The following is a 13,178-nucleotide window of genomic DNA, read 5'->3' on the forward strand; positions in this document are numbered from 1 at the left end:
GACGCGCAGCAGGTGCCGTCAGGCGTCATCAGGAGCAGCGGAAGGTGGCCACGCCCTGGTAATTGGCGCCATTCGCCAGCTGCGCCTTGTAGGCCGCGATCAGCAGGTAGCGGCCAGCGCCGCCGTCGCCCAGCATCAGCTGCGCGCCAGTGCCGTTCGACAGGTAGCCGCCGGTGATGCTGCTCGACGCCGCCGACGCCATGCTGGTCGACGCACTCACCTTGCCCGTGCTGCCGCCGGCGCTGGCGTCGATGGCCAGTACAACCTTGGCGCCGGAGGCATCGAACGACACGCTGGCCGTGCCGCTGGCCGTGCCGAAATTGGCATCCGAGGACACGTTGGCGCCACCCGTGTAGGCAGGCGCCGTGAACGTGCCCGCATCGCAGGTCGGCGTGCCGCTGGCTGGCAGCGCAGCGAGGGCATTGTAGGCAACGTAATGGGCGCTGGCGTTATTGCCAGTCAGGCTGGTAGCGCCAAAGGCGTTGGTAAACGTCCCCTTGAACCAGCGGCCCTGCGCAAAGGCAGCGTCGCCGCTGATTTCGCGCGTCACGGCCGGATTGCCGGTGAAGACGATGCCGTTGATGTCGCTCAGCGCGCCCGACGCATCCTGCACCAGCGTGCCGGCCTTGCCGCTGCTCTGCAAGCCGATTGCGGTAAAGACAAAGCGGGCGCTGTCGCCCTTGACAAAGCGCGCGCTGACGGCGCCCGTGTTGTCGCCGGTGGCCTTTGGTACGACGGGTACGACCGGCGCCACCGGATCGGCAGGCTTGGCCGTATTCACGGCAACCGCCGTGTCGGATGGGGAAGAAGAACCGCCACCGCAAGCGGCGAGCGAAGCGGCGATCAGGGTCAGAACAAAAGCGTGATTCAGTTGCATACGATTCCAATAAAAAAGCAAGACATAAGGAATCCTTGGCACATGCCAAAAATTCAACGTCCAATATTATGCAACATTTCTCAAGAGAATGGTTGCCTTAAAGAAATTTATTAATACTAACAATGCGACCATCACGCGCATCCGTGTCGTGACGCCGCGCTGGCGGTAAAATACCTGGCTACAGGCCGCCAGCGACTACTCATGCAATCACCGATCACCATCCGCCTGGGCCGCCGCGCCCGCGCCCGCATCGCCGACCACGGCTTGCGCGCGCTTGACGTCGCCATCGTGCCTGCCGCCGCGGGCGGGCCGAAAGGCTTGATCCTGCACCAGCTCGATTGCTGGCTGTTCGGCGACTTCCTGCGGCAAGCGCCGCGCCCGCGCCAGTTCGTCGGCGCCTCGATCGGCGCCTGGCGCATGGCCGCCGCCGTGTTTCCCGATCCGGTAGCCGCGCAGCGCCGCCTGGTGCGCGAATACGTGGGCCAGCGCTATCCCGACAAGCCCGCCGCGGCGCACGTGAGCCGCACCTGCCGCGCCCTGCTCGACGCCGTCCTCGATGGCCAGGACGCGCAGCTGCTGCGGCATGCGCAGCACAGCCTGTCGGTGCTGGCCGTGCGCGGCATCGGCGCGCTGGCGCAACCGGGCAAATGGCGCGACCGGCGCGGCTTCGTGCTGGCGGCCGCCGGCAACGCCGTGGCGCGCGCGCGGCTGGCCGCCTCGCTGGAACGCGCGGTGTTCCACGCCGGGCCGGACGGCGCCAGCTGGCTGCGCTCGCGCTTCGACGCCTTTCATTCGCATTTCGTGCCGCTGGCGCAAGACAACCTGCGCGACGCGCTGCTGGCCTCCGGCTCCATTCCGCTGGTGCTCGACGCGGTCACGGACATCGCCGGCGCGCCGCCCGGGCGCTACTGGGACGGCGGCCTGGTCGACTATCATCTGCACCTGCCCTACCAGCGCGAACCGGACCTGGTGCTGTACCCGCACTTCGCCGACCATATCGTGCCGGGCTGGCTGGACAAGGCCATGCCCTGGCGCCGCGCGCGCAGCGGCGATAGCGCACTCGACAACATGATCCTCGTCTCGCCCTCGCCCGCCTTCGTGGCCAGCCTGCCCAACGGCAAATTGCCGGACCGGCGCGACTTCTCCCATTACGGCCAGGACCATGCGGCGCGCATGCGCGACTGGCGCCGCGCCATCGCGGAAAGCGAGCGCATGGCGGCCGCCTTCGCCCGCTGGGCCGAGCGGCCGGACCTGCGCCAGGCGGGCGAGCTGTAGCACGGGCGTGGCTGCAACAGGCGCAAAGGCAAGCGCGCTTTTCCCTCGCTTCTTGGTCACTTATCAGTGCATACTATGTCGCACAGGCAATCTTTAATCCCTCTGCGACAGGAGTTCCGACCATGCACGCCCTCTCCCACCTCCGTATCGGCACGCGCCTGGCTGCAGGCTTCGCGCTGGTGCTGCTGCTGTCCGTGATTTCCACCTCGTACGCGCTGTACAGCGCCCACGTGAATGCCGAAGCGACGCGGCAAATGATGGAAAAGCCGCTGGCCAAGGAACGCCTCGTATCGGACTGGTACGTGCTGATTTACTCGGCCATCGCGCGTACCTCGATGATCGCCAGGAGCACGGATGAAACGCTGTCGAACGTGTTTGCCGAGACCATCGCCGACAGCACCAAACAGGGCGGCGAACTGCTGAAGAAAATCGAGACGCTGCTCGACAGCGACGAGGAAAAGGCCATCTTCAAGGCGTCCATCGCCGAACGCGTCAAGTACCAGGATGCCAAGACCCTGGTGATGAATGCGCGCAAGGCCGGCAATGCGGCGCAGGCGGAAAGCGCCTACCGCGACAGCTTCGCGCCGGCCGCCGCCAAGTACCAGAACAACGTCAAGGCCCTGCTGTCGCAGCAGCGCCAGGCCATCGACACGACGGCGCAAGCGATCGAGGCAGCCAACGGGCGCAGCTTCACACTGCTGCTGACCTTGTGCGCGCTGGTGGTGGCGCTGGGCAGCGTCTGCGCCTGGCTGATCACGCGCTCGATCACGCAGCCGTTGAAGGCCGCCGTGAAGGTGGCCGAAACGGTGGCCGACGGCGACTTGCGCACGCATTTCGGCACGCCTGCCAGCGATGAAATCGGCGACCTGATGCGGGCGCTGCACGGCATGAACGAGGCGCTGCGCAAGGTGGTGTCGGAAGTGCAGACGGGCACCAACGCGATCGCCACGGCGTCGGGCGAAATCGCCGCCGGCAACCAGGATCTGTCGGCGCGCACGGAACAGCAGGCCAGTTCGCTGGAAGAGACGGCATCCTCGATGGAGGAACTGACCAGCACCGTGAAGCAGAATGCGGACAATGCGCGCCAGGCCAACCAGATGGCGGTGGCCGCCTCCGGCGTGGCCGAACGGGGCGGCAGCATCGTCAGCCAGGTGGTCGACACCATGGGCGCCATCGATACGGCGTCGACGAAAATCGTCGACATCATCGGCGTCATCGACGGCATCGCCTTCCAGACGAATATCCTGGCCTTGAACGCAGCCGTCGAAGCGGCGCGCGCCGGCGAGCAGGGGCGCGGCTTTGCCGTCGTCGCCACGGAAGTGCGCAGCCTGGCGCAGCGCTCGGCCGCAGCGGCGCGCGAAATCAAGACCCTGATCGGCGACTCGGTGGAACAGGTCAACAACGGCACGCGGCTGGTGCAGCAGGCCGGCAGCACCATGGGCGAAGTGGTCGACAGCGTGCGCCGCGTCACCGACATCATGGCCGAGATCACGGCCGCCAGCGCCGAGCAAAGCATGGGCATCGACCAGGTCAACCAGGCCATCGCGCAGATGGACCAGGTGACGCAGCAAAATGCGGCCCTGGTGGAAGAAGCGGCAGCGGCAGCCGAAAGCATGCAGGACCAGGCGGCGCGCCTGGCGCAGGTGGCGGCAGGCTTCCAGCTCGAGCACGTGGCCACGGCGGCGCCGGTGCGCGCCGCGCGGCCGGCCAAGGCCGCCATTGTCACCACGAAAAAACTCGCGCCACGCCCATCCCTGGCCGCAGCCGGCAAGGCCACGGCCGACAAGCCGGCGGCCCCCAAGACAGCCGGCGCCGCGGCGCACAAAACGCCATCGCACATCGCCGGCGAGCAGGACTGGGAGGAGTTTTAAGCGCGATGATCGCCGCCGCCGATACGCCCGCCGCGGGCCGCTGAAAGTATTTGACAGCGGCGGCCGGCGCGCCGATACTGGTTTCAGGTGGGACTGGCGCGCCACCGCGACATGAGACAGCCGGCGCCTCCAGGGAGAGACCATGCGCCCCTATCTTGTTTTCGCCCCTTGCTTCAAGCGCCTGGGCGCCGCCCTGCTCTGCGGCGCTTTGGCGGCCTGCAGCGTAGCACCGCCCGTCAGCCTGCCCCCCATCTTCAACGACAGCGATTTCGCGCCCGCCGCCGCCATCGACGCCAGCCAGGTCTTTGCCATCGACGAAACCATGCGCCAGTATGTGCGCACGCAAGTGCGGCGCGAAGCGCGCAACAAGAATGACCGCGCGGCCCTGTATGACGCCCTGTACGACAAGAGCAGGCTGAAACTCGAGTACGATGCGGCCATGACCCGCAATGCGCGCGAAACGTTCGCCGCGCGTCAGGGCAACTGCCTGTCGCTGGTGATCATGACGGCGGCGCTGGCACATGAAATGGGCTTGCAGGTGCGCTACCAGGAGGTGCTCGGTGAAGAAAGCTGGAGCCGCAGCGGCGACATGTATTTTGTCGCCGGACACGTCAATCTGGTACTGGGCCAGCGGCTGGACGACAAATCCGGCAGGTACGATGCCAAGGGCATGATGGTGATCGATTTCCTGCCGTCCGCGGAAATGGGCGGCTACCGCACGCGAGAACTCGACGAAGCGACCGTGCGCGCCATGTACATGAACAACCGCGCCGCCGAAACCATGAGCGAGGGCCAGCTGAACCAGGCGTACTGGTGGGCCCGGGCAGCGCTGCTGCAAGACCCCTCGTTCAGCGGCGCCTACAACACCCTGGGCGTAATCCAGTTCCGCCATGGCGACCTGGCGCAAGCGCGACGCACTTTCGCCCATGCGCTGACGCGCGCGCCGGACAACACGGTGCTGCTGTCGAACCTGGCGCAGGCGCTGGAAGCATCCGGCCTGCCCGAAGAAGCACTGCCGCTGCGCCGGCGCCTGCTGGCGCTGCAGCCGCAGCCGCCCTTCCACTACTTCAACCTGGGCAAGGCGGCCATGCAGCGCAACGATTACGTCCAGGCGATACAGCTGTTTTCACGCGAAATCGCGCGCGACCCGTACTACCACGAATTCCACTTCTGGCTGGCGCAAGCCTATGCGCGCCTGGGCCAGATGGAGCAGGCCGGCAAGCAGCTGGAACTGGCGATGAACAACAGCACCACGCGCGGCGACCATACTCTGTATGCGGCCAAGCTGCAGCGCCTGCGCGCCGTCACCACGCATTAATCTTCCAGGAACATCTGCTGCAGGTCGTTCAGGAAGCACAATCCCCGTTCCGTCGGACGGATGAGCTGGTGGTCGCGGTACAGCAAGCCTTTCGCTTCGGCCGCATTCAGCGGCTGCTCGATGGCATTGAGGGCCAGGCCCGTGCGCTCGGCGAACAGGTTCGGCGCAAAGCCCTGCGTCAGGCGCAAGGTATTGAGCATGAACTCAAAGCCCATTTCCTCGCGCGCCAATTCACGCTCTTCCTGCACCGGATTACCGGCCAGTACCGCGTCCATGTAGGCGCGCGGCTGCTTGTAGCGGGCCTGGCGCAGCACGCGGTGCGGGAACGAAATCTTCGAGTGCGCGCCCGCGCCGATGCCGAGATAATCGCCAAATTCCCAGTAATTGCGGTTGTGGCGTGCCTGGCGGCCCGGCTGCGCATACGCCGACACTTCGTAGCGGCCGTAGCCCGCCTGCGCGGCGCGCGCGGCCACCATATCGGCGATATCGGCGCTCTCGTCGTCGTCCGGCAGCACGGGCGGATACTTGGCGAACAGGGTGTTCGGTTCCAGCGTCAGGTGGTACAGCGACAGGTGCGGCGGCGCGAACGACAGCGCCGTTTCCAGGTCCTGCCGCGCCTCGTCCAGCGTTTGCGTGGGCAGCGCGTACATCAGGTCGAGGTTGAAATTGTCGAAGTTGGCGTGCGCGATCTCCACCGCGCGGCGCGCCTCGCTGTCGTCATGGATGCGCCCCAGCGCCTGCAGGTGGCGGCCATTGAAGCTCTGGATGCCGATCGACAGGCGGTTGATGCCGCTAGCCCGGTAAGACTTGAATTTTTCCGCCTCGAAGGTGCCCGGATTGGCTTCCATGGTGATTTCGCAATCGGGCTCCAATGGCAGCAGGGTGCGCACGTCCGACATCAGCCGGTCCAGGCCCGCCGCCGACATCAGGCTGGGCGTGCCGCCGCCGATGAAAATCGTGTGGATCTTGCGGCCCCAGATCAGCGGCAGCGCCATTTCCAGGTCCAGCCGCAGGGCCGCCAGGTATTCGGCTTCCGGCAAGTCGCCGCGCACCTCGTGCGAATTGAAGTCGCAATACGGGCACTTTTTCACGCACCACGGGAAATGGATGTACAGCGACAGCGGCGGCAGCGCCGTCAGGTTCAGCGCGCCCGGCTGCAGGTACTTCAGGGCCGCCCCGGCCGCGCCGGAAAGGCCTTCCTGCGGCGCGGGGGCGGCTCCGGGCCTGGCTGCGGACTTGGCAACGGCGCCCACCAGTTTGATCGGGATCATCGCAGCTTTTCCACCAGCGCGCGCAGGGCCTGGCCGCGGTGCGACAGCGCGTTCTTTTCATCGGACGTCAGTTCGGCCGCGCACTTGCCCAGCGCGGGAATGAAGAAATGCGGATCGTAGCCGAAGCCGCCATTGCCGCGTGGCGTGGCGATCATCTCGCCGTTCCAGCGACCGTCGGCGATCACGGGCTGCGGGTCGTCCGCATGGCGCACATACACCAGCACGCAGTAGTAATACGCGGACTTGTCGGCATGCGCCTCGAGGTCGGCGATCAGCCTGGCGCTGTTGGCTGCGTCCGATTTCGGCTCGCCCGCATAGCGGGCCGAGTACACGCCCGGCGCGCCGCCCAGCGCATTGACGCACACGCCGGAATCGTCGGCCAGCGCCGGCAAGCCCGTCAGGCGCGACGCGTGGCGCGCCTTTTGCAGGGCGTTTTCAACGAAGGTGTGGAACGGTTCCTCGCTTTCCGGTACGTCGTACTCGCCCTGGGCGTGGACGGAAAAACCGATGGTCGAGAGCAGCTCGTTGAATTCCTTGAGCTTGCCGGCGTTGTTGGAGGCGAGGATGAGGCGTTGGGTCATGTCAGTAGTCCGGTTGAAGTGCCGACATTGTAAACCTTTTGCGCTCCCCTCACCTTCGCCCGCCGCCGCGCTCAACGGCGGCAGGTGTGGGCTTTTTGCCCGGCGCGGCGGGCAATGACATGTAAATCCAGGTAAAGATTACATGCCGAGAGCTTGCTTTTGCAGGGCGATCAGGTCGGCGATGCCGCCCTGCGCCAGGTCCAGCAGGCGGTTCATGCCGGCGCGGTCGAACGCCGCGCCTTCGGCCGTGCCCTGCACTTCGATGAAGTGGCCCGCTTCCGTCATCACCACGTTCATGTCCGTGTCGCAGCCGGAGTCTTCGACGTAGTCCAGGTCCAGCACCGGCATGCCCTGGTAGACGCCCACCGAGATGGCGGCGACGAAGCTTTTCACGGGGATGGCGGCGATCGCGCCGCGTGCCTGCAGCTGGGAAAACGCGTCATACGCGGCCACCATGGCGCCCGTGATCGAGGCCGTGCGCGTGCCGCCGTCGGCCTGGATCACGTCGCAATCGAGGTGCAGGGTGCGTTCGCCGAACGCCTGCAGATCGAAGGCGGCGCGCAGCGAGCGGCCGATCAGGCGCTGGATTTCCTGCGTGCGGCCCGACTGCTTGCCGCGCGCCGCTTCGCGGTCCATGCGCGTATGCGTCGAGCGCGGCAGCATGCCGTACTCGGCCGTCAACCAGCCCTGGCCCTTGCCCTTCAGGAAACCCGGCACCTTGTCTTCGATGCTGGCGGTGCAGATGACCTTGGTGTCGCCGCACTCGATCAGCACCGAGCCTTCGGCATGCTTGGTGTACTGGCGGGTGATGCGGATGGCGCGCAGCGCGTCGACGGCGCGGCCGCTCGGGCGGGATTCGAATGTCATGGGGATGTCCTGTGTGATTGGGGTTGCGGCAGCGATTCTACCACCGTGCGCCCGTCTATTTGCAGTCATGCAACAGCGCCGGGCCCAATGGCGGGCGGTGCACACATGATCCCTACAATCCTGCCCCGCCAAACACAATTTTCTTTACAATGCCGTAAAACGCACACTATTCAGCAATTTTCAGGCCATCGGGCACTTCGGTCCTGTTTTGCGGCGCGGGCGGTATTGCCTGCGCTGGCTGATTAAGTGTATAAGTGACTGTATACAAGATCAAATCGGGGAATCCTTTGAGCATTTCAAGCATGACAGGCTACGCGGTTGCCACCAGCGAAGGTGCTGCAGGCACACTGACAATTGAAATCAAGAGCGTCAACTCACGCTTTCTCGACCTGCAATTCCGGATCAACGACGATCTGCGGGCCCTGGAGCCTGACTTGCGCGCTGCCGTCATGTCCGCCATCACGCGCGGCAAAGTCGAGGTACGCCTGAGCTTTGGCCGCAAGGCCGCCACAAACGGCACGCAGGCGCTGAACGTGCCCCTGCTGGCGGAACTGGCGCGCCTGCAAAACGAAGTGGGCCAGCATTTTGTCTCCGCCCCCGTCATGACGGTGGCTGAACTGCTGCGCTGGCCTGGCGTCATCGAAGAAGCGCAAGTGGGACAGGAGTCGCTGCAGGCGGACGTGGGCGCGCTGACCAAGCGCACCGTGGCCGCCTTCGTCGACAGCCGCAAGCGCGAAGGCGCGGCGCTCGAAGCGGTGCTGGTGTCGCGCATTGAGGCGATGGAAGCCATCGTCAAGCGCATCACCCCCTTGATTCCGCAAGTGGTGGCGGCCTTCCAGCAAAAAGCCATCGAGCGCATGCAGGATGCGCTGGGCCTGGCCAGCCAGGGCTCGAATTCGGCCCTGTCGCGCCAGGACGCCATGGAACGCATCCGCCAGGAAGTGATCCTGTACGGCATCCGCATCGACGTATCGGAGGAACTGGCGCGCCTGTCGGCCCACCTGGGCGAAACGCGCCACATCCTCGCCAAGGGCGGCCAAGTGGGCAAGCGCCTCGACTTCATGATGCAGGAACTCAACCGTGAAGCCAATACCTTGGGCGCCAAGGCCTCCGTCAAGGAGCTGGCCGATGCCTCGATGGACTTGAAGCTGCTGATTGAGCAGATGCGCGAACAGGTGCAGAACCTGGAGTAAGCGCTCCGATCTCAGGCCAGGCGCGTTGCGGCGCGCCCCCTGTCGCTGGCGGCGATGACGACGCAGGCGACAAACAGCACGATGCTGTATTCGACGCCGCCGGCGCCATGCTCGCCCACGAACCAGCCCTTGGCCGCATGTACGATGACGATGCCGCCGATGCAGATCAGCATCAGTCCGGCCGCCGCCCAGCGCATGTATTTGCCGGCGATGAGCAAACTGCCGCAAACGATCTCGACGGCGGTAATCGCCCACACCACGGCCAGGCCATAGATAAATCCCTTGTCTTCCAGGAAACCGGCAAAACGGGGAATGGTGCCGTTGGCGATGCGCGTGACGGCGTGCGCCATGAACATCACGGCGATGGCCACGCGCAGCAACAGCATGGCCTGGGCAACACTGAGGAACGGGAAATTTTTCATGCGCGCATCCTGTCGATAAAATAGTTATCAAGAAAAAAGCATTCCAAATTAAATAACTATTTCCTCAAGATAACAAGCAAAATATGCGCAGGCGCGGCGGCCAGGCGCATCGCGGGGCTGGCTCGCCGCCTTGCCTCTTGGTAAAATACCGAATTGGGCGGCGCCCATGCAAGCGCACACGCCGCCATCACACGCATATGGAAAGATCCGCATGAGCCACCCTACCGCCTTCTCCGGCAGCCTGTTCGTGGTCGCCGCGCCATCGGGCGCCGGCAAATCGACACTGGTCAATGCATTGCTGGCGCAAGAGCCCGGCATCAAATTGTCGATCTCGACCACCACCCGCGCGCCACGCCCGGGCGAGCAGCACGGCCGCGAGTACTATTTCACGACGGCGGAAGACTTTGTCGCGCGCGCCGACCAGGGCGAATTCCTGGAATGGGCGGAAGTGCATGGCAATTACTACGGCACCTCGCGCATCATGGTGGAACAGCAAATGGCCGCCGGCACCGATATCCTGCTGGAAATCGACTGGCAGGGCGCGCGCCAGGTGCGCAAGCAATTCCCCCGCGCGGCCGGCATTTTCATCCTGCCGCCATCGATCGACGCACTGGAAGAACGCCTGAACAAGCGCGGCCAGGACGAGCCGCACGTGATCACGCGCCGCCTGCTGGCGGCCGGCGGCGAAATCGCACACGCTCCCGAGTTCGAGTATGTTATTATCAATGAAGAGTTTACGGTCGCTTTGTCCGAACTGAGCGCGATCGTGAGAGCGGCCCGTTGCCGGTTTGCGCAACAAGCGGCCCGCAACGCATCGCTATTCGCCCAGCTGGGCCTGCACGCAGAGTAAAAACGCTGCAACGGCACGCCAGTTCACACAGCACCACGCAAAAATTTTAGGAGTTACTATGGCCCGTATCACAATCGAAGATTGCCTGAAGCAGATCCCTAACCGTTTCCAGCTGACCCTGGCTGCGACCTATCGCGCACGTCAGTTGCTGCAAGGCCACACCCCCAAGGTGGAAGCCAAGGACAAGCCTACCGTCGTCGCACTGCGCGAAATCGCTGCCGGTAAAGTCGGCATCGAAATGCTGAAAAAGGTCCCGATGTAAGTGGGAACCCGCGTGCCGGAACAGTGCTGACCCCTGGTTCTACCGTATCCTTTATTCACACTGTGAAGCAACGCGACGTTTTATGAGTCTGACCCCAGCCGACACGACTTCCGCAGCACTGCCGCCCTTGGCCCCGCGCCAGGCGGCAAAATCGCAGGGCGCTTCCGCGCCCGGTGTCGGCACGTCCGGCGGCAACACCCCCGCAGTACCGCCAGCGCCCGCCCTCGGCGTGGCCTCCGTCAGCCACCTGGCCGACAAGCTGGCCGAATACCTGTCTCCCGCCGACCTGAAAAAAGTCAAGGAAGCCTACCGCTTCTCCGACGAAATGCACCTGGGCCAGATGCGCCGCTCGGGCGAGCCGTATATCTCGCACCCGATCGCCGTCGCCGAAATCTGCTCCGACTGGAAGCTCGACGCGCAAGCCATCATGGCCGCCCTGCTGCACGACGTGATGGAAGACCAGGACGTCAAGAAGGAAGAATTGATCGAGCGCTTCGGCGCTCCGGTAGCGCACCTGGTCGACGGCCTGTCGAAACTGGAAAAGATCGAATTCCAGAGCCAGATCGAAGCGCAGGCGGAAAACTTCCGCAAGATGCTGCTGGCCATGGCGTCCGACGTGCGCGTGATCCTGATCAAGCTGGCCGACCGCCTGCACAATATGCGCACCCTGGATTTCATGACGGCGGCGAAAAAACGCCGCATCGCCAGCGAGACCATGGAAGTGTACGTGCCGATCGCGCACCGCCTCGGCCTGAACAACATCTACCACGAACTGCAGGACCTGTCGTTCTCGCACCTGTACCCGATGCGCTACCGCACCCTGGCGAAAGCCGTCAAGGCGGCGCGCGGCAACCGGCGCGAAGTGGTCAACAAGATCATGGAAGCAGTGAAAAGCACCTTGTCCATGGCCGAACTCGAGGCCGACGTCACGGGCCGCGAAAAGACCCTGTACGACATCTATAAAAAGATGCGCAGCAAGCATTTGTCGTTCTCGCAAGTGCTGGACGTGTACGGTTTCCGCGTGGTGGTGGGCAGCTTTGCCGACTGTTACGTGACCCTGGGCACCCTGCACAGCCTGTACAAGCCCATGCCGGGCAAGTTCAAGGATTACATCGCGATCCGCAAGCTGAACGGCTACCAGTCGCTGCACACGACCGTCATCGGCCCGTACGGCACGCCCGTGGAATTCCAGATCCGCACGCAGGAAATGCACCGCACGGCCGAATCGGGCGTGGCGGCGCACTGGCTGTACAAGAGCGGCGAATCGAACCCGTCCGACCTGCAGCAGCGCACCCATGCGTGGCTGCAATCGCTGCTCGACATCCAGCAGCAGACGGGCGACTCGGCCGAATTCCTCGAACACGTCAAGGTCGACCTGTTCCCCGATTCCGTCTACGTGTTTACGCCGAAGTCGAAGATCATCGCCCTGCCGCGCGGCGCCACGGCCATCGACTTTGCCTATTCGATCCACACGGGCATCGGCGACCAGACCGTGGCCGTGAAAATCAACAACGAAACCTCGCCCTTGCGCACCGAACTGCACAATGGCGACATCGTCGAGATCATCACCGATTCCTCGTCGCGCCCCAGCCCGACCTGGCTGTCGTTCGTGCGCACCGGCAAGGCCCGTTCGGCCATCCGCCACCATCTGCGCACGATCAACCTGCCCGAATCGATCGCCCTGGGCCAGCAATTGCTGTCGCAGGCGCTGCACACCCTGAACATCGACGCCGACCTGCAAGCGCCATTGGTCGAACGCCTGCTCAACGAATCGAGCGCCAATTCCATGGACGAGCTGTACGCGGACATCGGCATCGGCAAGCGCATGGCCACGCTGGTGGCGCGCCACATCTTCGGCTTGATCGGCGGCGAAGCGGCCAGCATGCCGGTGGAACACAACAGCGGCAGCGAACTGGACCCCGTCACCATCTGCGGCAGCGAAGGCGTCTCGGTGCAGCTGGCGCCCTGCTGCCTGCCGATTCCCGGCGACCAGATCATCGGCCAGCTGCGCCGCGACCAGGGCTTGCTCGTGCACACGAGCGACTGCTCGCAAGCGAAACGCCAGCGCGCCAAGGAACCGGACCGCTGGATCGCCGTGCGCTGGGGAACCGAACTGAACCGCCGCTTCGATTGCCGCATCAAGGTCTTGATCAACAGCGAACGGGGCATTTTGGCCAGAGTCGCCGCTGAAATCGGCGAGTCCGACGCCAACATCATCTATGTGGGCATGGACGAAGACAAGGACAACGTGCTCGACCAGTTGCGCTTCACCGTGCAAGTCAAGGACAGGGTCCACCTGGCCGCGCTGCTGCGCAATGTGCGCCGGGTGGCTGGCGTGAACCGTATCTTGCGCGAACGTAACTAAAACCCAGAACGAAGACTGGGGTCGGA

Annotated in this window: 12 protein-coding genes; 7 read left to right on the forward strand and 5 right to left on the reverse strand. The window is 64.6% G+C overall.

The window, feature by feature from the left end; translation table 11 throughout:
• Positions 1 to 28: 28 nt before the first annotated feature.
• Positions 29 to 877 (reverse strand): hypothetical protein, encoded by an 849-nt coding sequence (locus AC07VH_RS23015; RefSeq protein WP_494787689.1) that lies wholly within the window; start codon positions 875 to 877, stop codon positions 29 to 31.
• 201 nt (positions 878 to 1,078) lie between these two features.
• On the opposite strand from AC07VH_RS23015, the gene AC07VH_RS23020 reads away from it, so the two are divergent.
• The 3 genes from AC07VH_RS23020 (at position 1,079) to AC07VH_RS23030 (ending at position 5,341) form a co-directional block, all read left to right on the forward strand.
• On the forward strand, positions 1,079 to 2,152 hold the full coding sequence (locus AC07VH_RS23020; protein WP_494787690.1) for a patatin-like phospholipase family protein: 1,074 nt from the start codon (positions 1,079 to 1,081) through the stop codon (positions 2,150 to 2,152).
• A 122-nt stretch (positions 2,153 to 2,274) separates the two neighbouring features.
• Entirely contained in the window at positions 2,275 to 4,023 is a 1,749-nt protein-coding gene (locus AC07VH_RS23025; protein WP_494787691.1) for a methyl-accepting chemotaxis protein, read from the forward strand.
• A gap of 142 nt (positions 4,024 to 4,165) precedes the next feature.
• Positions 4,166 to 5,341: a tetratricopeptide repeat protein gene (locus AC07VH_RS23030; RefSeq protein WP_475416858.1), complete on the forward strand. Its 1,176-nt coding sequence runs from the start codon at positions 4,166 to 4,168 to the stop codon at positions 5,339 to 5,341.
• Here AC07VH_RS23030 and hemW read toward each other — a convergent pair.
• The 3 genes from hemW to rph form a co-directional block, all read right to left on the reverse strand.
• Positions 5,338 to 6,612, reverse strand: a complete 1,275-nt coding sequence (gene hemW, locus AC07VH_RS23035) for a radical SAM family heme chaperone HemW (RefSeq protein ID WP_494787692.1) — start codon at positions 6,610 to 6,612, stop codon at positions 5,338 to 5,340. The two genes, AC07VH_RS23030 and hemW, sit on opposite strands and share 4 nt — an antisense overlap.
• Positions 6,609 to 7,193 (reverse strand): RdgB/HAM1 family non-canonical purine NTP pyrophosphatase, encoded by a 585-nt coding sequence (gene rdgB / locus AC07VH_RS23040; RefSeq protein ID WP_475416856.1) that lies wholly within the window; start codon positions 7,191 to 7,193, stop codon positions 6,609 to 6,611. The genes hemW and rdgB overlap by 4 nt, the downstream gene beginning before the upstream one ends.
• 138 nt (positions 7,194 to 7,331) lie before the next feature.
• Positions 7,332 to 8,060 carry a ribonuclease PH gene (gene rph, locus AC07VH_RS23045; protein WP_046685905.1) on the reverse strand — a complete coding sequence of 243 codons (729 nt, stop codon included), beginning with the start codon at positions 8,058 to 8,060 and terminating at the stop codon, positions 7,332 to 7,334.
• 302 nt (positions 8,061 to 8,362) lie between these two features.
• Here rph and AC07VH_RS23050 point away from each other — a divergent pair, with 302 nt between their 5' ends.
• Positions 8,363 to 9,253 (forward strand): YicC/YloC family endoribonuclease, encoded by an 891-nt coding sequence (locus tag AC07VH_RS23050; protein WP_494787693.1) that lies wholly within the window; start codon positions 8,363 to 8,365, stop codon positions 9,251 to 9,253.
• A gap of 11 nt (positions 9,254 to 9,264) precedes the next feature.
• Here AC07VH_RS23050 and AC07VH_RS23055 read toward each other — a convergent pair whose 3' ends face one another.
• The gene (locus AC07VH_RS23055; protein ID WP_475416855.1) at positions 9,265 to 9,675 is read right to left on the reverse strand and encodes a DoxX family protein; all 411 of its coding nucleotides are present in this window, start codon (positions 9,673 to 9,675) and stop codon (positions 9,265 to 9,267) included.
• A gap of 211 nt (positions 9,676 to 9,886) precedes the next feature.
• On the opposite strand from AC07VH_RS23055, the gene gmk reads away from it, so the two are divergent.
• From gmk to AC07VH_RS23070, 3 genes are all read left to right on the forward strand, one after another.
• Positions 9,887 to 10,525 carry a guanylate kinase gene (gene gmk / locus AC07VH_RS23060; RefSeq protein ID WP_080753685.1) on the forward strand — a complete coding sequence of 213 codons (639 nt, stop codon included), beginning with the start codon at positions 9,887 to 9,889 and terminating at the stop codon, positions 10,523 to 10,525.
• Positions 10,526 to 10,583: 58 nt separating this feature from the next.
• A complete protein-coding gene (rpoZ, locus tag AC07VH_RS23065) occupies positions 10,584 to 10,787 on the forward strand; it encodes a DNA-directed RNA polymerase subunit omega (RefSeq protein ID WP_010400723.1) in 204 nt (67 codons plus the stop codon).
• A gap of 82 nt (positions 10,788 to 10,869) precedes the next feature.
• A complete protein-coding gene (locus AC07VH_RS23070; RefSeq protein WP_494787694.1) occupies positions 10,870 to 13,152 on the forward strand; it encodes a RelA/SpoT family protein in 2,283 nt (760 codons plus the stop codon).
• Positions 13,153 to 13,178: the final 26 nt, after the last annotated feature.

This window comes from Janthinobacterium sp. GW821-FHT03C10 (genome assembly GCF_059420865.1).